Below are 18,455 nucleotides of genomic sequence, written 5' to 3'. Positions count from 1 at the left end.
TCAGGGGAGCTCGGGGGGCGGGGTCGGGGCGCCGGGCAGGCGCAGCGTCGCGACCGTGCCGCCGCCGTCCGCCGCCGCGAGCGTGACCTGGCCGCCGTAGCTCTCCACGGTGCGGGCCACGATCGACAGGCCGAGACCGGAGCCCGGCAGCGCGCGGGCCGTCGGTGAGCGCCAGAACCGGTCGAAGACGTGCGGGAGTTCGTCGGCCGGGATGCCGGGGCCGTGGTCCCGTACGGTCAGCGTGCCGCGCATCAGGTGGACCTCGACGGTGCCGCCGGGCGGGCTGAACTTCACCGCGTTGTCGAGCAGGTTGACGATCGCGCGCTCCAGGGCGGCCGGCTCCGCCCGCACGTACCAAGGGGCCAGCTCGGAGACGATCTTCAGCTCGGGGCCACGCAGCCGGGCGCGCTCCAGGGCGGCGCGGGCCGTCTCGTGCAGCGACACGACCTTGAGCGGGCCGTCGTTCCCGCTCAGCCCGCTGCGGGACAGCTCCTGCAAGTCGCCGATGAGCGCGGCCAGTTCGGTCATCTGCGCCTTCAGGGACGCCATCAGGGCCTTGCGGTCGTCCGGCGGGATGGCGCGGCCCGTCTCCTCGCTGCGGGTGAGCAGTTCGATGTTGGTCCGCAGGGAGGTCAGCGGCGTACGCAGCTCGTGGCCCGCGTCGGCGATGAGCTGTTGTTGCAGTTCGCGGGAGGAGGCCAGCGAGGCGGTCATCGAGTTGAAGGACGCGGAGAGGCGGGCGATCTCGTCGTCGCCCTCGACCGGGATGCGGACCGTCAAGTCCTCTGTTCTGGCGACGTGTTCGACGGTCTTGGTGAGGTCGTCCACGGGCCGCAGCCCGGTGCGGGCGATCCACAGGCCGGCCGCCGTGGCTCCCAGCACGCCGATGCCGCCCACGAGGAGCAGGACCCAGGCGAGGGTGGTGAGGGGCTTCGTCACTTCGGACAGAGGGGTGGCGATGGACACCGCCACGCCTTGCAGCGTGCTGCCCGGACCGGGGCTCACCGGGACGGTCAGCACGCGCATGGCGTCGCCGTCGTCGTTGTCGGTCGTGTGGTACTCGGGGTCGGCCGTACCGTTCGCGACCGCGAGATCGGAGGGCTGCACGGGGATGGCCGGCTCCCCCTGCCACAGGCATACGTTGCCGTTGGACCAGACGACCTGGACGGTCGGGCCGGGACCCTGGCGCTGGGGCGTCGTGGTGTCGTCGATGCACGTGAGCAGTCCCGACGACCCGCGGCTCTGGCTCAGCGTCTGCACCTGCTTCTTCAGGTCCTGGTCCATCTGCCCGTACAACTGCCCCCGCGTGATGACCCAGCACGTCACCGCGACCGCCGCGACCGCCGCCGCCACCGCGACCGTCACCAGCAGCGCCAGCCGCGACCTCAGCGGCAGTGACCGCAGGCGTCGTAGGACTCTGTTCACTCCGACGCCCCGCCCGCACGCAGCACGTACCCCACACCCCGCACCGTGTGGACCAGCCGCGGCTCGCCGCCGCCCTCCGTCTTCCTGCGCAGGTACATCACGTACACGTCGAGGGAGTTGGACGACGGCTCGAAGTCGAAGCCCCAGACCGCCTTGAGGATCTGCTCCCGCGTGAGGACCTGGCGCGGGTGGGCCAGGAACATCTCCAGGAGCGTGAACTCGGTGCGGGTCAGCTCGACCGTGCGGTCGCCCCGCGTCACCTCGCGGGTCGCCAGATCCATCCGCAGATCGGCGAAGGAGAGCACGTCCGCGTCGTCGGCACCGCCGACCGAAGCGGCGGCGTAGGAGCTGCGCCGCAGCAACGCCCGTACCCGCGCGAACAGTTCGTCGAGCTCGAACGGCTTGACCAGGTAGTCGTCGGCGCCCGCGTCGAGCCCGGTGACCCGGTCGCCCACGGTGTCGCGGGCGGTGAGCATCAGGATCGGTGTCGTGGAACCCGTGGCGCGCAGCCGCCGCGCCGCCGTCAGGCCGTCCATGCGCGGCATCTGGATGTCGAGGACCACCAGGTCGGGGTGGTACGCGGTCGCCTTCTCCAGCGCGTCCGCACCGTCGACGGCGACCTCGGTCCCGTACCCCTCGAACGCGAGGGAACGCTGGAGTGCCTCCCGCACCGCGGGCTCGTCGTCGACGATGAGAATGCGGTGCTGGGCGTCGCGGTCGCCTTCGGCGGGGCTCATGGGCGGGGCTTCCTCACAGGTGGGTACGGGCAGGCCGGTTCTCAGCCTCGCACGGCCGCGCGGCGGGTGCGTGCCGCGCGGCGCGGCGCCGCGGGGGCCACTTCCGGCGCCCGGGTGACGGGCTCGTGCAGGGCGGAGGCGACGGCGACCGGGAGGGCGATGTCGGCGGGCCCGGTGCCTTCGGTGGTGTGACGGACGGTGCGGATCATGGTGGTTCCTCCCTGGGCGGGAACGGTCAGCTGTCGGAGCCTCCGGCCCGCAGCGAGTCGAGGTCGGCCTTGACGGTGTTGATCGGGATGGCGAAGCCGAGGCCCACGCTGCCCGCGCTCGACGAGGAGGAGGACGAGTCCGAACCGGCCGAGTACATCGCGGAGTTGATCCCGATGATGTTGCCGTTCATGTCGATCAGGGCGCCGCCGGAGTTGCCCGGGTTCAAGGACGCGTCGGTCTGCAACGCCTTGTACGTGGTGGTGGACGAGCCGGTGTCGCCGTTGAACTGCTGACCGCCGTACTCGAACGGCCACTGGTCTCCGCCGCCCTGCTGCCCCTGCGATTCCTCGCCCGTGGAGACGGTGACGTCGCGGTCGAGTGCGGAGACGATGCCGCTGGTGACCGTGCCGGTCAGACCCTCGGGGGAGCCGATGGCGACGACGTCGTCGCCGACCTTCACGCCGTCGGAGTCGCCGAGCGTGGCGGCCTTGAGGCCCGAGGCGTTCTTCAGCTTCAGGAGCGCCAGGTCCTTCTTGGCGTCGGTGCCGACGACCTCGGCGGTGTACGACGTGCCGTCGCTCGTCCGCACCTTCACCGAGGAGGCGCCGGAGATGACGTGGTTGTTGGTGAGGATCTCGCCGTCGCTGGTCAGGATGACGCCGGAGCCGGTGGACGAGCCCGAGGTGAGCGTCGCGTTGACCTCGACGATCGACGGGCTGACCGCTTCCGCGACCCCGGCGACGGTGCCCTTCTTGGCGCTCGGTACGACGGTGGTGCTGGTGGAGCTCGACGCCGTCGCGGCGTCGGAGCCGGTCAGCTCCTGGAAGGCGTACGCGGTGCCGCCGCCGACGGCCGCCGCCGCGATGGCCACGGCCGCGAGCAGCCCGAAGGGCCCGCGCATCCGCTTCTTCCTCGGCTGCTCGCCGACCACCGGACCGGCGGCCGGCGGCTCGGCGCCGAAGGCCGCGAACCGGCTGGTCGGCTCGCCGCCGTCGCCACCGTCACCGTTGCCGCCGCCCGGCCACACCGTGGTGCCCGGCGCGACGCCGACCGGCTCGGCCGGCCGGTAGGCGGGCGGGGGCGGCCACGCGCTGTCGACCGGGGTCGACGCGGTGGGGTGGTTCTGCTGCGGGCTCTCGGAGTACGGGGACTGCTCGTGGCCCTGGGGGTACTCGCCGTCGCGGCGGAAGCTCTCGGTCATGGAAGCAAGCGTGTGCCGCCTACATGAGAGCCGCCTGAGCGTGTCCTGAGAGTCCCGGCAGAACCCTGTTTGCCCGAAATAAAGAGAGGCCCGCGCGGTGACGCGCAGCGCAGGACCGACGGGTCCGCGCGGTTACGCGCAGCCGCAGGACTGACGGACCACGAGCCGCGACGGGAACAGCTTCAGGCGCTCGCGCCGCGACCCCGCCACCCGCAGCGAGTCGTCGAGGACGAGGTCGACGGCGGCCCGCGCCATCGCCGAGCGGTCGGAGGCGACCGTGGTCAGCGGCGGATCGGTGAGCCCCGCCTCCTTCACGTCGTCGAACCCGGCCACCGCCAGCTCGCCCGGCACGTCGATGCGCAGCTCGCGCGCGGCGCGCAGCACACCGATGGCCTGGTCGTCCGTGGAGCAGAAGATCGCCGGCGGCCGGTCGGGCCCGGCGAGCAGACCGAGCGCCACCTGGTACGCGTCGTAGCGGTTGTACGGCGCCTCGAAGAGCCGGCCCTCGGTGGAGCGGCCGGCCTCGTGCATCGCGCGCCGCCAGCCCTCGACGTGGTCGGAGACGGGGTCGCCGACGGTCGGCGTCTCGGCGGTGCCGCCGAGGCACGCCACGTACTCATTGCCGTGTTCGAGGAGGTGCCGGGTGGCGAGCTGGGCGCCGCCGACGTCGTCCGTCACGACGGCGACGTCGTCGATGGCCTCGGGCCGCTCGTGCAGCAGCACGACCCGGGCGTCCCACGCCTCGATCTCGGCGGCCGCCAGGTCGTTGAAGCCGTGGCTGACGAGGATCAGCCCGGACACGCGCATGCCGAGGAACGCGCGCAGATAGTGGACCTCGCGGTCGCCGACGTAGTCGGAGTTGCCGACGAGGACCATCTTTCCGCGCTCGGCGGCCGCCTGTTCCACGGCGTGCGCCATCTCCGCGAAGAACGGCTGGCGCGAGTCCGGCACGATCATGCCTATGAGGTCGGTACGCCGCGACGCCATGGCCTGGGCGACCCGGTCGGGCCGGTACCCCAGCTCCTTGATCGCGGCCTGTACGCGCTCGCGCGTGGCCGGGGCGACCGGCCGGGGTCCGTTGTTGATCACGTAGGACACGACGGCGGTCGAAGTACCCGCCAGTCGCGCAACGTCGTCCCGAGTCACCTTGGCCACGCGCGGAGTCTACGCGGATGGACCACCCTCTGGGCAGGCCGTTCCGGTGTTCCTACGGTTCGGCTGTGACGGCTTCCCCGCGCACCCCTGCCGGGCTGTCCGCTTCGTCCGCCTTGGGGGCGGGGACATCCGCGACCTTCTCGTGCTTGTCCGCGATCTTCTCCGCGTGCTTGTCGGCGTGCTTCTCCGGCTTCTCCGGAGTGACGAAGCGGTAGCCGACGTTGCGCACGGTGCCGATCAGCGACTCGTGCTCGGGGCCGAGCTTGGCGCGCAGACGCCGTACGTGCACGTCCACCGTCCGGGTGCCACCGAAGTAGTCGTAGCCCCAGACCTCCTGGAGCAGCTGGGCGCGCGTGAACACGCGACCGGGGTGCTGCGCCAGGTACTTGAGGAGCTCGAACTCCTTGAAGGTCAGGTCGAGGACCCGGCCCTTGAGCTTCGCACTGTACGTCGCCTCGTCCACGGAGAGGTCGCCGTTGCGGATCTCCATGGGGGAGTCGTCGGCGACGATCTGCTGGCGGCCCATCGCGAGCCGCAGCCGTGCCTCGACCTCGGCGGGGCCCGCCGTGTCCAGGAGTACGTCGTCGATGCCCCAGTCGGCGGTGACGGCCGCGAGGCCGCCCTCCGTCACCACGAGGACGAGCGGACAGCCCGGTCCGGTGGAGCGGAGCAGCTGACAGAGACTGCGGACCTGCGGGAGGTCACGGCGCCCGTCGATGAGGATGACATCGGCACCGGGGGTGTCGACGAGAGCGGGGCCCTCCGCCGGGGCCACTCGCACGTTGTGCAGGAGCAGGCCGAGAGCGGGGAGCACCTCCGTCGACGGCTGAAGGGCATTGGTCAGGAGCAGCAGAGAACTCATCGCCGCCCACCTGCCTGGGTCGTCTTACGTTCGTGCACGGTTCGCTCGCCCATAACGTCTGGTTCCTCCTCGGTCCCTGCGAGGACGTTTGCGGCACTGCTTCGTACTGCGGTGGGCCCGCGCCCTGGGCCCTGCACCTGCGGGAGTGAGGTCGTATACAACGCTCCTGAAAGCACAAAAGGACTCGGGGGCTGCATTGCCCGAGTCCTCTGCCCAGCAGAATAGCCCACATGAGTTGGGGTCCGGCAGGTGACGAACATGGATCTTCTGTGCGGCCGATCACTGAACGGCGACGACGCGTGATGCTTCGGACACAGGACGACGTCCTCGTCGACGCCGCGTACGACCCCGGTCCCGGCGGTCCCGACGCCCCGGTGATCGTGCTCGCGCACGGGTTCACCGGGGATCTGGAGCGGCCTCATGTGCGGCGCGCGGCAAGGGTGTTCGCGCAGCGTGCGGCCGTGGTCACGTTCTCGTTCCGGGGGCACGGGCGGTCCGGCGGGCGGTCGACCGTCGGCGACCGGGAGGTGCTCGATCTCGCGGCGGCCGTGGCCTGGGCGCGTTCGCTCGGCCACGCGCGCGTGGTGACGGTCGGGTTTTCGATGGGTGGTTCGGTGGTGCTGCGGCACGCGGCGTTGCACAGGGGGCGCACGGAAGCGCGCACGGACGCCGTCGTGGCGGTGAGCGCTCCGGCCCGCTGGTTCTACCGCGGGACGGCTCCGATGCGGCGGCTGCACTGGGTGGTGACGCGGCGTTCGGGGCGGATGGTGGGGCGGCTCGGGCTGCGTACCCGGATCCAGCCCTACGACTGGGACCCGATCCCGCTCTCGCCGGTCGAGTCGGTCCCGCTGATCGCGCCGACCCCGCTGCTCGTGGTGCACGGCGACCGCGACCCGTACTTCCCCGTCGACCATCCGCGGATGCTGGCCGGCGCCGCGGAGGGCGGCGCCGAGCTGTGGCTGGAGCCGGGGATGGGGCACGCGGAGCACGCGGCGAGCGACGACCTGCTCGGCAGGATCGGGGCGTGGGCCGTCGCGGCGGTTGCCGCACAATAGGACGCCGCACCACTGAGAGGAGCCGGGAGCATGGCGCGAGGCACGATCCGCTACTGGGCTGCGGCCAAGGCTGCCGCCGGCATCGCGGAGGAACCGTACGACGCCGAGACGCTGGCCGCCGCCCTGGCCGGGGTCCGCACGCGACACCCCGGTGACCTGGTGCGTGTCCTGCAACGTTCGTCGTTCCTGGTCGACGGCGATCCCGTGGGTACCCGGGAACATGAGACGGTACGGCTTGCCGAGGGCGGCACGGTCGAGGTGCTCCCGCCGTTCGCAGGAGGGTGACCCCGATGAGCGACAACCAGCAGTATCCGCAGTACGACCAGTACGGGCAGCCCTACGACCCGTACGGGCAGCAGGCGCAGCAGGCTCAGGCCCAGGCGCGGCAGCACTACGACTACGACGCGCCGCAGACCCAGCAGTGGCAGGCGCAGACGTGGGACACGCAGGTGCAGCCCGCGCAGGCGCCCGTCTCCCAGGCGTATCTGCCGCCGCAGGGCCAGGACCAGCAGCACCAGAACCAGCACCAGCAGCAGTGGGCGTCGTACGAGCCGCAGCCGCAGCCCCAGCCGCAGGTCCAGCCGCAGCCGCAGCCCGTGGCCGCCGAGCCCGTCGTTCCGGCCGGTGAGCCCGCCTACGGGCCCGCCACCGTCACCGGCAACACCCGGGTCACCGACGCGCAGCGCGCGCGTGCCGAGGGCCGTTCGCCGGTCATCGAGCCGGGCATGCAGCCCGCCGCGCTCACCGCGCTCCTCGGCCTGCTGCTCGCGGGCGGCGCCGCGATCGGCTCGTACGCGCTGGTGATCCCGCTCCTGATCCTCCAGGCCGTCACGGCCGCGGGCTGGTTCCGGCTCAACGGGATGTGGCCCGCGCGGCAGGGCATCGTGCTCGCCTTCGCGGGCGGCGTGGTCGCGGACGTGGCGCTGCTCGCGGCGGGCCGGGAGCACGGTCCCGCCGCGATCCTCGGCACGCTGGGCGTCTGGGTCCTGCTCACCCTGGTCCTCCAGCTGCGCTCGCACGCCTCGCCGGACGAGCGGATGTACGGCCTGATGGCGACGGTCGCCTCGGCGGCGCTCGCGATCATGGCGACCGGCCACCTGGCGGCCGAGCCGGACGCGGTGTCGGTCGGCGCGGTGTCCGTGGCGGTCGCGATCGTGGCCCGCGCCCTGCCGCTGCCGACGCCCGCGTCCGTCATCGTGTCCCTGGCGGCCGCCGCCGGTGCGGGGATCGCCGTCGGCGGCATGACCGGGCTCGGTTCGAACGGCGCGCTCCTCGGCCTCGGCGCCGCGGTCTGCGCCCTGATCGGCCACCGCGCGGCCTCGTACGACTACCCGTCCCGCTTCGTCCACATGACGGCGGGCGTGGCGCTGCCGCTGGCCGCCGCGGCTCCCGCGGTCTACGTCCTGGGCCGGGCGTTCGCGTAGCGGCGGGTCCGTGCTGCGGGGGCTCGAACCGCTGATCGACAACTTGGTGACAACTCCCTGTGCGGGGAGCTGTCACCGCCCCCGTCCACGTACGCTCGCGACCAGAAGCACTCCCGGCCGGGGGACCACAGGGCTGCCGGGGGACACCGGACGTGGGGGAGCCTCCAGGCCATGCGCGCACTGCGAATACTGCTGATCTTCGTCGTCATCGTCGGCGGCCTCTTCGTGATCGCCGACCGCGTCGCGGTCCACTTCGCCGAGGACAAGGCCGCCGACAAGATCCGCACGAGCGAGGGGCTGGCGAGCACCCCGGACGTGTCGATCAACGGCTTCCCGTTCCTGACCCAGGTCGCCGGCGGCACCCTGGACGACGTGGAGATCGGCATCCAGGACTACGAGGCCAAGAGCGGCTCGGACTCGATCCGGATCGCCGATCTGAAGGCCGAGATGCACGGCGTCACGTTCGACAGCAGCTACAGCTCCGCCACCGCCGAGTCGGCCACCGGCACCGCCCTCATCTCCTACGACGAGCTGCTCAAGGCCGTGAAGCAGCAGGAGCCCGCCGAGGTCGCCCCCGGCGTCACCGCGTCGATCGACGGCCTCACCTACGGCGGCGGCGACAAGGTCAAGGTGACGATCGCCGTGAAGACGCCGCTCGGCACGCTGCGCCCGCACGTCCTCAGCTCCGTCAAGGTCACCGACGGCAAGGTCTCGGCCCGCGCCGACAGCCTGCCGAAGGTGGGCGCGTTCGACCTGGCCGAGGGCCGGGTCCGCGGGGTCATCGACTTCCAGCAGGCCATCGACGACCTGCCCGCCGGCATCAAGCTGGACAAGGTGCAGGCGGGCACGGACGGCGTCGAGATCTCGGTGAAGGGTTCCGACCTCGACCTGGTCGGGTAGGACGGACCGTGAGGGCTCGGGACCGGCGTTGTCCGCGATACGAGACGGCGCCGTCCGCCCAGCAGAAGTGAGCGGAGCCACAGCGGGCCCGGGGTTCGACGGGACGGGCTTCTCGGCGTGATCCATCTCGGATCGTGGACGATCGCGTCTCATCATCCGACACGCCGGTGACACGGCCGCCGATGCGTCCTTACGATCGGTGTCATGCAGCGACAGGCGGATCTCACGAAGCGGCGGGCAGTAGACCTGTGCCGCGTCGCCGCCATGCTCTGTCGCACCGTCTGAGCGGGACGGTCAACCCCCGCCTCCAGCAGGCCCCTCGAGACGACTCGGGGCCGGCCGCGCACCCGTGCGCACACCCCTTCCGCATGCCCCCGCAACTGCCCCGGAGGAACACAGCATGAGCCGCAGCGACGTCCTGGTAGACGCCGATTGGGTCGAGGCCAACCTCGACAACGACAACGTGGCGATCGTCGAGGTCGACGAGGACACGTCCGCGTACGAGAAGAACCACATCAAGAACGCGATCCGCATCGACTGGACCAAGGACCTCCAGGACCCGGTCCGTCGCGACTTCATCGACCAGGCCGGCTTCGAGGAGCTGCTGTCGAAGAAGGGCATCGCCAACGACACGACCGTCGTCCTCTACGGCGGCAACAACAACTGGTTCGCCTCGTACGCGTACTGGTACTTCAAGCTCTACGGCCACCAGGACGTCAAGCTCCTCGACGGCGGCCGCAAGAAGTGGGAGCTCGACTCCCGCGACCTGGTCGACGGCTCGCAGGTCCCCAACCGCCCGGCCACGCAGTACAAGGCCCAGCCGCAGGACACGTCGATCCGCGCCTTCCGCGACGACGTCGTCAACGCGATCGGCAACCAGAACCTGGTCGACGTGCGCTCGCCCGACGAGTTCAGTGGCAAGCTGCTCGCCCCGGCCCACCTCCCGCAGGAGCAGTCGCAGCGTCCGGGCCACGTCCCGTCCGCCCGCAACATCCCGTGGTCGAAGAACGCCAACGACGACGGCACCTTCAAGTCGGACGAGGACCTGAAGGAGCTGTACGCCGCGGAGCAGGTCGACCTGGCCAAGGACTCCATCGCGTACTGCCGTATCGGTGAGCGCTCGGCGCTCACCTGGTTCGTGCTGCACGAGCTGCTCGGCGTCGAGAACGTCAAGAACTACGACGGCTCGTGGACCGAGTACGGCTCGCTGGTCGGCGTGCCGATCGAGCTCGGCGCCAACAAGTAAGCAACCCGCCCTTTTCTTCTAGGAGTTCAGCATGTGTGGAGCGAAGGCCGGCGGCCCCGACGCCTCGACGATCAAGCCCGGCGAGACCACCATCCAGGGTCAGGTCACGCGTGACGGCGAGCCGGTGACGGGCTACGTCCGTCTCCTGGACTCGACCGGCGAGTTCACCGCCGAGGTCCCCACCTCGGCCACGGGCCAGTTCCGCTTCTACGCGGCCGAGGGCACGTGGACGCTGCGCGCCCTGGTCCCCGGCGGTACGGCGGACCGCACGGTCGTCGCCCAGACGGGCGGGCTCGCGGAGGTAGCGATCGCCGTCTGAGCGGTCGGTGACGTGGTCGCCGACCACGTATGAACGGCTGAAGGGCCGCACCCCCGGGGGTTGGACGCCACTGGTACGGGGTGCGGTCCTTCGGCTTGCCCGCAGGCTTACGCTGGAGGCATGTACGCGCGGCGAAAGCATCTCTACTTCGCCATGATGGGCGTCTGCATCGCCCTCTTCGTCCTGGCGTGGGGCGTCGTTCGCCTCTGGTCCGTCCCCGCCGCCGTCGCCATGTGTGTCGTCGCCATGGTCATCCCGCCCGTCGCCGCGATCGTCGCGAACCGGCGCGGCCCGGACGACCGGTGGTGGGACGACCCGTCCGGTGACCCTGAGTCGGACGAGTGGTGGGACGAGATCGACGGGAAGAAGCGCCCGCGTTGACCGGTTGGTGCTTTTCGTTACTGGCCGAGTCGTATTCGTGACCAACTTCCGTGCAACCTGAGGCAGTTGTTGTGAGTCTCCTGTGCGCGCGGATACGGAATCCGTGCTTCGAGTTCCGTGGGGGGACCCGTTGGATCACGTACAACACGCACAAAGCGTGCCGGAATCACCGCCTGACATGCCCCTGCCTCCCTTGCCGCCCCTGCCGCAGCAGGAGGAAACGCAGTCGCAGCCCCGCCCCCGGCGCCGCGGCCGCACCGCCGCCCTGATCGCCTGCGCCGCCGTCCTCGGCGTCGTCGTGGGCGTGTGCACGGGGTATGTGGTGCAGGCGGGGCGGGAGCCGGACGCGTTGCCGCCGCTGGCGCAGCAGAACGTGGCGCGGGCCAAGGGCGGCAAGGCCCCCGAGCCGCTCTCCGCCACCCGCGACCACCGCGTCCGCACCGACGGCGACCTGCGCAAGCTGCTCGTCCGCCGGCCCGCGGGCACCCAGAAGGCGGAGTCCGTGCAGGGCTGGCTCGACCAGTACGCCTACGCGAACTACTTCAAAGCGCCGGACGACATGTTCGCCGACTTCTCCGCCTCCCGCTTCCGGCGGGCCGCGCTGACCGCCTGGGAGAAGGGGCAGTCGGCCACCTCGGTCCAGCTCGTCCAGTTCCGGGACGCCCAAGGCCTCGGCTCCCGCGACTTCCTCAGCGGACAGCAGGGCTACATGGCGGGGAACGAGTGGGCGGGCAATCTGGGCGAGGCGATCCCCGGCAGCTCCAACGGTCGCGTCTACGTCTTCGACAAGCCGCGCACCGAAGCCGGCTACCTGCCGCTCTACCAGGCCAGGGCGCTCGCCGCGACCGGCGACATCGTCATGGACATCTGGTTCTACGACACCAAGCCCATCCCGAAGAAGACCGCGATGGATCTCGCCAAGCGGCAGTTGGAGCGCCTGTGAGCGACCAGTTCCCGCCCCCGCCCGCCGTCGCGCCCGAAACGGCTCCGCGACGGCCCCGGCGCTGGCCCGCCGTCGTCATGGCCTGCGCGGTCGTGCTCGCCGTCGCGGGCGCCGCCGCCGTCACCGTCACGAAGGTGAAGGACGCCGACCGCACGGTCTCCACCTCGGTGTGGGGCAAGCCGAAGACGCCGAAGCAGCACGCGGGCGGCAGCGCGAGCCGGTCCGACCTGCGCTCGCGGCTGCTGCCGATGCCCGACGGCTACGTCCCGGGCCCTGACATCGACGAGTTCGGCAACGACAAGGCCATCGGCAGCAAGGAGGCCGTGGCCCGTTTCAAGAAGAGCAGCGACGACCTCCCGGCCCGCCAGCGCGAGGCCCAGCGCCGCTCCATCGACAAGCTCAAGCTCAAGGGCCTGGCGATGCGCAGCTACTCCGCCGAGGACACCGATCTCGTCGTCGAGATCCAGCTCGCCCAGCTCCAGAACCGGCAGGCGGGCCGCGACCTCAAGGCGTTCCAGTCGGAGTTCCTGCGCTCGCTCGGCGTCCTCACCAAGGGCCCGAAGATCAAGGGGCACCGCAACGCGGACTGCTTCCTGGGCCCCCGGGACAAGGACACCAAGCTCGACCTGCTGATCTGCAGCGCGTACGAGGACGACCTCCTGGTGTCCGTCACCGCCACCGGCCCCAAGGCGCTCGACAGCAAGGCCGTCGCCGACCTCCTCGCCCAGCAGCTCAACCACATCACGTCGCGGGGGGAAGCGGTATGACCCAGCAGCAGCCCGAGACGGCTCCGGGGACGATCCCCGAGACGGCGCCCGAGTCGACCATGCAGCTCGGTGTCGTGCCGCCACAGCCGGCTCCGTACCCGTATCCGCCCGCCTACGGCCAGCAGCCGCCCGGCCTCGTCGTTCCCGTCCCCGTGAAGAAGGACCGGCGGGTGCTGCGGGCCGTGCTGCGCTGGACCGCGGCCGTCGTCGTGTTCGGCGTGGTCGGGGCCGGTGTCGCGTACGGCGTCACCGAGCAGAAGCGCGGCGACCTGCCGGGCCTCGCCACCGAGAGCGACGGGCGGTGGGAGTACCCGACGATCGAGCGGCCGCCGCTGCCCTCCGGCGCCCCGGATCCCTTCGCCGAGGAGAACACCCGCGAGGAGCACTTCGCCGACCTCCGCGCGCTCGTGCTGCCCGCGCCCAAGGGCGCCACGGCGGACAAGAAGCTCGCCGGGGACGACGGCTGGCTGCCCGGCGCCACCTACGTGGACACGTACGACAAGGACTCCCGCGGAGATCTGCGTACGTCCCTGAAGGAAGGCGGCCTGCGGCAGATCGCCGCGCGCGGCTGGACCATGCCCGACGGCACGCGGACCCGTATCTACCTGCTGCGCTTCAACACCTCGGCGTTCGCCCGCGAGCACCTGAACGCCATCACGGACAACGGCGCCACCCTGCTGGGCGCGGCGGACGTGGAGGAGAGCTACGGGTGGTCGGCCAAGGGCAGCAAGGTGCCGTTCACCTCCCTGCACGTCTACGACGAGCAGAAGCCCTACGGCAAGGAACAGCTGCGCCAGGCCTACATCCAGGCCGGTGACGTGATCGGCCTCGTCGTGCAGTCCGGCGCGGGGACCACGCCGAAGATCCCCTTCCAGCAGACCGTCGCCCTCCAGAACCAGCTCCTGGGCTGAGCGGGAGGCGACCTCGCCGAGAGGTCCGGGCCCCACCCGACTAGAGTGGGGTCCGGCTCTGTTGTCCGCATCCCGCTCACCGAGGAGCATCCGCTGTGACCGTCTTCTTCGAAGCCCTTCTTGTCCTGGTCTGCGTCGGCGTTCTCGCCTTCGCCGGTCTGACCGTGAAGAAGCTGTACCAGGGCCAGCGCTGACTCCCCACTGATTGAGCTCCCCATGATCCAGATCCCGTCCGACCTGCACCCCGACCTCGTCCCGCTGGTGTTCCTGCTGGGCAACTGGGAGGGTGCGGGCGTCACCGACTTCCCCGGCGCCGAGAAGGCCAACTTCGGCCAGGAGGTCTCCTTCACCCACGACGGGCGGGACTTCCTCGAGTACCACTCGCACACGTGGATCCTCGACGCCGAGGGCAACAAGGTGCGGCCGCTCGAGTCGGAGTCCGGCTACTGGCGCGTCGACAAGGACCGCAAGGTCGAGGTCGTCATGGTCCGCGACGACGGTGTCGTCGAGGTCTGGTACGGCGAGCTGGCCGACAAGAAGCCGCAGATCGACCTGGCGACGGACGCCGTGGCCCGCACCGCGGCCTCCGGCCCGTACACCGGCGGCAAGCGTCTGTACGGCTACGTGAAGAGCGACCTCATGTGGGTCGGCGAGAAGCAGACCCCCGAGGTCCCGCTGCGCCCCTACATGTCGGCCCAGCTCAAGAAGGTCGTCACCCCGGAGGAGGTCGCCGAGATGGCGCGCAACCTCCCGGACATGCCCGACGACGGCATCGCCTTCTTCAAGTAGTCCCCGGACCCGGTCGTTAGACTCGGTGGTGTGGTGAGCACCGAAGGACTCGACTGGAAGAGTGATCTGCGGCAGCGCGGCTACCGGCTGACGCCGCAGCGCCAGCTCGTTCTCGAAGCCGTGGACACCCTGGAGCACGCGACCCCCGACGACATCCTGTGCGAAGTGCGCAAGACGGCGTCGGGGATCAACATCTCCACGGTCTACCGGACCCTGGAGCTCCTGGAGGAGCTCGGGCTCGTCTCGCACGCGCACCTGGGGCACGGCGCCCCCACGTACCACCTCGCCGACCGGCACCACCACATCCACCTGGTCTGCCGCGACTGCACGAACGTGATCGAGGCCGATGTCGACGTGGCCAAGGAGTTCACCGACAAGCTGCGCTCCGAGTTCGGCTTCGACACCGATCTGAAGCACTTCGCGATCTTCGGCCGGTGCGCCGACTGCTCCGAGAACCGGGAAGCCGTTCCGCGGGCCGTCCAGGAATAAGCGCGTCCGTCCGCTCGTCGTAGTGTGTGTGACCATGCAGCGACACGCGACGAACAGCCCCCTGCTGACCCTGCCCGGCGCCGTCCCCGGCGAAGGCGTCGACGAAGGCGTCGCCGCGCACTACGGCGACCTGTTCCGCGAGCAGCGTTCCCTCGCCGACGGCACGGGCGTCGTCGACCTCTCGCACCGCGGCGTCATCGCCGTCACCGGCGACGACCGGCTGAGCTGGCTGCACCTGCTGCTCAGCCAGCACGTCAGCGACCTGCCGCCGAACCAGGCCACCGAGGCGCTGATCCTCTCCGCCAACGGGCACATCGAGCACGCCCTGTACCTCGTCGACGACGGCACGACGACCTGGGCGCACGTCGAGCCCGGGACCCAGGAGGCGCTCCTCGCGTACCTGGAGTCCATGAAGTTCTTCTACCGGGTCGAGGTCGGCGACCGCACGGGCGAGTTCGCGGTCGTGCACCTGCCGGCCGGTTCCATCGCGCCGGTCCCCGACGGGGTGGCCGTGCGCGAGACGCCGTACGGGCGTGATCTCTTCCTGCCGCGCGCCGACCTGGAGTCGTACGCCGCCGCCCACGGGCCCGCGATCGGCCTGCTCGCCTACGAGGCGCTGCGCGTCGAGCAGCACCGGCCGCGGCTCGGGTTCGAGACCGACCACCGCACGATCCCGCACGAGCTGGGTTGGATCGGCTCGGCCGTGCACCTCCAGAAGGGCTGCTACCGCGGGCAGGAGACGGTCGCCCGCGTGCAGAACCTCGGCAAGCCGCCGCGCCGCCTCGTCTTCCTGCACCTGGACGGCAGCGAGGTGCACCTGCCGCCGCACGGCGCCGAGGTGCGGCTCGCGGCGGACGGCCCCGAGGGCCGCAAGATCGGCTTCGTCACCACGTCCGTACGCCATCACGAGCTCGGCCCGATCGCGCTCGCCCTGGTGAAGCGGAACGTGGCGGTCGACGCGGAGCTGATGGCCGAGACCACCGCGGCCGCCCAGGAAGTCGTCGTCGAGCCGTAGCTACATCTCGAGCAGGACCGTGAACGGGCCGTCGTTCGTCAGGGACACCCGCATCTGCGCCCCGAACCGGCCCGTCGCCACGGTCGCGCCGAGCGCCCGCAGCTGCGCCACGACCTCCTCGACCAGCGGCTCGGCGACCTCGCCGGGCGCCGCCGCGTTCCACGTGGGACGGCGGCCCTTGCGGGCGTCGCCGTAGAGCGTGAACTGGCTGATGACCAGGAGCGGCGCGTCGATGTCGCTGCACGACCTCTCGTCGGCGAGCATCCGGATCGACCAGAGTTTGCGGGCCAGTTGGGCCGCCTTCTCCTTGGTGTCCTCGTGGGTGACCCCGACGAGGACGCACAGGCCCTCGCCCTTGATCTCGCCCACGACGTCCTCGTCCACGACGACGCTCGCGCCGTCCACTCTCTGCACCACTGCACGCATACGGCCATCATGCCGTGCCCTCGCGGCGCCCTCGTCCCGCACTCCTGCGTGCTCCCGAACCCCCCATCCGGGGCGGATATGGGGCACTCGCGCACTTAGCGGCCATCAGGAGTGGCACCATGCTCACACGTGGTGCGCCGATGGCGCGCCGCGTCAGTCCGGTCGAGGGGACGGTAAGCACGCCATGGATGCCAATGCCATGAGCCACACCACTAGTTCGGGGCTGCCCGCTCCGCCCGGGGCACCCGTGTCGCTGACGCACGGGGGCCGGGGCGCGGCGCTCGCCCGGCCACCTGTCCAGCGCATCGGCAGCCCGGAGCTGCCGCCCGCACCCACGCCCGAACTGTCGGACCTGCGCCTGCCCGAGCTGCGGACGCTGCGCCGCGACTCGCAGCAGGACGAGGCGGACCTCAGTTACGTACGGCGTCTGCTCCAGGGGCGGATCGACATCCTGCGGGCCGAGTTGGCGCGCCGGCGCGATCCGGAGAGCCCGGTGGTGGACCGGCTCTCGGAGATCCTGCGGGACCAGCCGACGCGACAGCGCTCCTCGGCCCGGCACGTCACGCTGGGTACGCCGCACAGCGAGGAGTTCCGGCGGCTGGCCGCCGACATGCTCTCGGAGGTCGAGCTGTCCGACCTGGACGCGCGGACCGACGACGAGCTGCACACCGCGATGGGGCGCCTGGTCCGCTACGAGCAGCAGGTCTCCCGGCGCCGGCAGCAGTTGCAGCGCACGGCGGACGGATGCAGCGCGGAGATCGCGCGGCGCTACCGGGACGGGGAGGCACAGGTCGACGACCTGCTCGGCGGGTAGCACCCGGGCAGCCGGGGCGGCGCCGGGAAATCCCCGCGACACCGGCCCGGCCGCCGACCTAGCGTGAGGTCATGACCACCCGCACCGCCGAGGGCGCAGACGTACGGACGATCACCGATGACGAGCTGCCCGCGTGGCTGCGCTCCCTGAACACCGGATTCCTGCTCACCCCGACCGCCTCGGCGGAGCGCCTCGCCAAGGTGCGCGCCCACTTCGACCTCACCCGCACCCGGGCCGCCTTCGCGCCGGACGGGTCCGGTGACGTCCGGCAGGTCGGCACGTTCCGCTCCTTCGCGCAGCGGCTCACCGTCCCCGGCGGCGCCCGCGTCCCCACCGACGCGATCAGCAACGTCACGGTCAGCTCCACGCACCGCCGCCGCGGTCTGCTCAGCCGCATGATGGCCGACGCCCTGACCGACGCGAAGGCGCGCGGCGACGTCGCGGCCACGCTGATCGCCGCCGAGTACCCGATCTACGGGCGGTACGGGTTCGGGCAGGCGACCACGGCCACGGCCTGGGAGATCGACGTCGCCCGGACCGGGCTCGACCCGCGCTGGTCGGGCCCCGACGACGGCGGCCGGATCGACCTCGCGGACATGGCCGAGCTGCGCAAGGTCGGGCCCGAACTGCACGAGCGGCTGCAACGCGGGCGGATCGCGGGCGTGATCTCGCGCGACGACTTCTGGTGGCAGTACAACACCGGCCTGTGGCCGACCCCCGAGGACCCGTGGAACGAGCCCTTCTGCGCCGTGTACCGCAGCGCGCGCGGCGAGGTGGAGGGCCTGGTCACCTACCGGGTGGACGACCGCTGGGGCGACGCCAAGCAGCCGCGGAACACGGCGAAGGTGCTGAGCCTGACCGGTGTCACGCCGGCCGCCGAGCGTGCCCTGTGGCACTACCTGTGCGCGATCGACTGGGTGACGACCGTGCGCAGCGGCCTGCGCGCCCCCGACGACCTGCTGCCGCACCTGCTGCCCGACCCCCGGGCCGCCCGCGTCGTGACGCAGGCCGACTTCCTGTGGGTGCGGATCCTGGACGTCGTACGGGCCCTGGAGGCGCGGTCGTACGACGCGAGCGGTGAGCTGGTGATCGAGGTGCGCGACCGGGCCGGGCTCGCCGGGGGACGGTTCAGGTTGGCGGCGGCGCCCGACGGAGCGGTCTGTGAGCCGAGCGCCGCGGCACCCCAGCTCACGCTCGACGTAGGTGAGTTGGGGGCGTTGTGGCTGGGTGACGCGTCCGCGGTGCGGCTCGCCGCCCTGGGCCGGGTGGTGGAGGAGGAGACGGGCGCCGCCGTCGTCGCCGACGCCCTGTTCCGTACGCCGCGGCGACCGTGGTGCCCCGACGTCTTCTGACGGCCCGGTGAGCCCCGCTGGGGCTCAAGACCGA

23 protein-coding genes are annotated in these 18,455 nt (G+C 71.4%); 16 read left to right on the top strand and 7 right to left on the bottom strand.

The window, feature by feature from the left end; all coding sequences use genetic code 11:
• From V2W30_RS18610 to V2W30_RS18585, 6 genes are all read right to left on the bottom strand, one after another.
• The gene (locus tag V2W30_RS18610) at positions 1–1,425 is read right to left on the bottom strand and encodes a HAMP domain-containing sensor histidine kinase (RefSeq protein WP_338698007.1); all 1,425 of its coding nucleotides are present in this window, start codon (positions 1,423–1,425) and stop codon (positions 1–3) included.
• Positions 1,422–2,162, bottom strand: coding sequence for a response regulator transcription factor (locus tag V2W30_RS18605; protein ID WP_338698005.1), 741 nt, complete (start codon positions 2,160–2,162; stop codon positions 1,422–1,424). The genes V2W30_RS18610 and V2W30_RS18605 overlap by 4 nt, the downstream gene beginning before the upstream one ends.
• Before the next feature lie 41 nt (positions 2,163–2,203).
• Complete coding sequence (locus V2W30_RS18600; protein WP_338698003.1) at positions 2,204–2,371, bottom strand: hypothetical protein; 168 nt, start codon at positions 2,369–2,371, stop codon at positions 2,204–2,206.
• Positions 2,372–2,397: 26 nt separating this feature from the next.
• Entirely contained in the window at positions 2,398–3,573 is a 1,176-nt protein-coding gene (locus tag V2W30_RS18595) for a S1C family serine protease (protein WP_338698001.1), read from the bottom strand.
• Between the two features lie 132 nt (positions 3,574–3,705).
• A complete protein-coding gene (locus V2W30_RS18590; protein WP_338697999.1) occupies positions 3,706–4,728 on the bottom strand; it encodes a LacI family DNA-binding transcriptional regulator in 1,023 nt (340 codons plus the stop codon).
• 52 nt (positions 4,729–4,780) lie between these two features.
• A complete protein-coding gene (locus V2W30_RS18585) occupies positions 4,781–5,590 on the bottom strand; it encodes a response regulator transcription factor (RefSeq protein ID WP_338697998.1) in 810 nt (269 codons plus the stop codon).
• A 230-nt stretch (positions 5,591–5,820) separates the two neighbouring features.
• On the opposite strand from V2W30_RS18585, the gene V2W30_RS18580 reads away from it, so the two are divergent.
• The 14 genes from V2W30_RS18580 to V2W30_RS18520 all read left to right on the top strand — a co-directional run bounded on the left by V2W30_RS18580 (position 5,821) and on the right by V2W30_RS18520 (position 15,829).
• Entirely contained in the window at positions 5,821–6,645 is an 825-nt protein-coding gene (locus V2W30_RS18580) for an alpha/beta hydrolase (protein ID WP_425244558.1), read from the top strand.
• A 30-nt stretch (positions 6,646–6,675) separates the two neighbouring features.
• The gene (locus V2W30_RS18575) at positions 6,676–6,930 is read left to right on the top strand and encodes a MoaD/ThiS family protein (protein WP_338697994.1); all 255 of its coding nucleotides are present in this window, start codon (positions 6,676–6,678) and stop codon (positions 6,928–6,930) included.
• 5 nt (positions 6,931–6,935) lie between these two features.
• Complete coding sequence (locus V2W30_RS18570) at positions 6,936–8,069, top strand: hypothetical protein (RefSeq protein ID WP_338697992.1); 1,134 nt, start codon at positions 6,936–6,938, stop codon at positions 8,067–8,069.
• Between the two features lie 171 nt (positions 8,070–8,240).
• Positions 8,241–8,969, top strand: coding sequence for a DUF2993 domain-containing protein (locus V2W30_RS18565; protein ID WP_338697990.1), 729 nt, complete (start codon positions 8,241–8,243; stop codon positions 8,967–8,969).
• A gap of 204 nt (positions 8,970–9,173) precedes the next feature.
• Positions 9,174–9,254, top strand: a complete 81-nt coding sequence (locus V2W30_RS41625) for a putative leader peptide (protein ID WP_359274367.1) — start codon at positions 9,174–9,176, stop codon at positions 9,252–9,254.
• A gap of 115 nt (positions 9,255–9,369) precedes the next feature.
• Positions 9,370–10,215: a sulfurtransferase gene (locus V2W30_RS18560; protein WP_338697989.1), complete on the top strand. Its 846-nt coding sequence runs from the start codon at positions 9,370–9,372 to the stop codon at positions 10,213–10,215.
• A 31-nt stretch (positions 10,216–10,246) separates the two neighbouring features.
• On the top strand, positions 10,247–10,534 hold the full coding sequence (locus tag V2W30_RS18555) for a DUF1416 domain-containing protein (protein WP_127832476.1): 288 nt from the start codon (positions 10,247–10,249) through the stop codon (positions 10,532–10,534).
• A gap of 120 nt (positions 10,535–10,654) precedes the next feature.
• Entirely contained in the window at positions 10,655–10,915 is a 261-nt protein-coding gene (locus V2W30_RS18550; protein WP_338697983.1) for a DUF3099 domain-containing protein, read from the top strand.
• 178 nt (positions 10,916–11,093) lie between these two features.
• Entirely contained in the window at positions 11,094–11,858 is a 765-nt protein-coding gene (locus V2W30_RS18545) for a hypothetical protein (RefSeq protein WP_338697981.1), read from the top strand.
• Positions 11,855–12,625 (top strand): hypothetical protein, encoded by a 771-nt coding sequence (locus V2W30_RS18540; protein ID WP_338697979.1) that lies wholly within the window; start codon positions 11,855–11,857, stop codon positions 12,623–12,625. Before V2W30_RS18545 ends, V2W30_RS18540 begins: the two co-directional genes overlap by 4 nt.
• The gene (locus V2W30_RS18535) at positions 12,622–13,536 is read left to right on the top strand and encodes a hypothetical protein (protein ID WP_338697977.1); all 915 of its coding nucleotides are present in this window, start codon (positions 12,622–12,624) and stop codon (positions 13,534–13,536) included. Before V2W30_RS18540 ends, V2W30_RS18535 begins: the two co-directional genes overlap by 4 nt.
• A 216-nt stretch (positions 13,537–13,752) precedes the next feature.
• Positions 13,753–14,325 (top strand): FABP family protein, encoded by a 573-nt coding sequence (locus V2W30_RS18530; RefSeq protein WP_338697975.1) that lies wholly within the window; start codon positions 13,753–13,755, stop codon positions 14,323–14,325.
• Positions 14,326–14,355: 30 nt separating this feature from the next.
• Positions 14,356–14,814: a Fur family transcriptional regulator gene (locus tag V2W30_RS18525; protein ID WP_338697973.1), complete on the top strand. Its 459-nt coding sequence runs from the start codon at positions 14,356–14,358 to the stop codon at positions 14,812–14,814.
• Between the two features lie 34 nt (positions 14,815–14,848).
• The gene (locus tag V2W30_RS18520; protein ID WP_338697971.1) at positions 14,849–15,829 is read left to right on the top strand and encodes a YgfZ/GcvT domain-containing protein; all 981 of its coding nucleotides are present in this window, start codon (positions 14,849–14,851) and stop codon (positions 15,827–15,829) included.
• Here the strand turns inward: V2W30_RS18520 and dtd are convergent, their stop codons facing one another.
• Positions 15,830–16,255: a D-aminoacyl-tRNA deacylase gene (gene dtd / locus V2W30_RS18515; RefSeq protein WP_338697970.1), complete on the bottom strand. Its 426-nt coding sequence runs from the start codon at positions 16,253–16,255 to the stop codon at positions 15,830–15,832.
• A gap of 199 nt (positions 16,256–16,454) precedes the next feature.
• Between dtd and V2W30_RS18510 the strand changes: the two genes are divergently transcribed.
• Together V2W30_RS18510 and V2W30_RS18505 are read left to right on the top strand one after the other, a co-directional pair.
• Positions 16,455–17,069 carry an ABC transporter substrate-binding protein gene (locus tag V2W30_RS18510; protein WP_338697968.1) on the top strand — a complete coding sequence of 205 codons (615 nt, stop codon included), beginning with the start codon at positions 16,455–16,457 and terminating at the stop codon, positions 17,067–17,069.
• A 71-nt stretch (positions 17,070–17,140) separates the two neighbouring features.
• On the top strand, positions 17,141–18,421 hold the full coding sequence (locus V2W30_RS18505; RefSeq protein WP_338697966.1) for a GNAT family N-acetyltransferase: 1,281 nt from the start codon (positions 17,141–17,143) through the stop codon (positions 18,419–18,421).
• Positions 18,422–18,455: the final 34 nt, after the last annotated feature.

The sequence above is a fragment of the Streptomyces sp. Q6 genome (assembly GCF_036967205.1).
GTDB classification, from domain to species: domain Bacteria; phylum Actinomycetota; class Actinomycetes; order Streptomycetales; family Streptomycetaceae; genus Streptomyces; species Streptomyces citrinus.
Note: the sequence above shows the minus strand (reverse complement) of the source record. Positions and strands in the feature narration are given on the sequence as shown.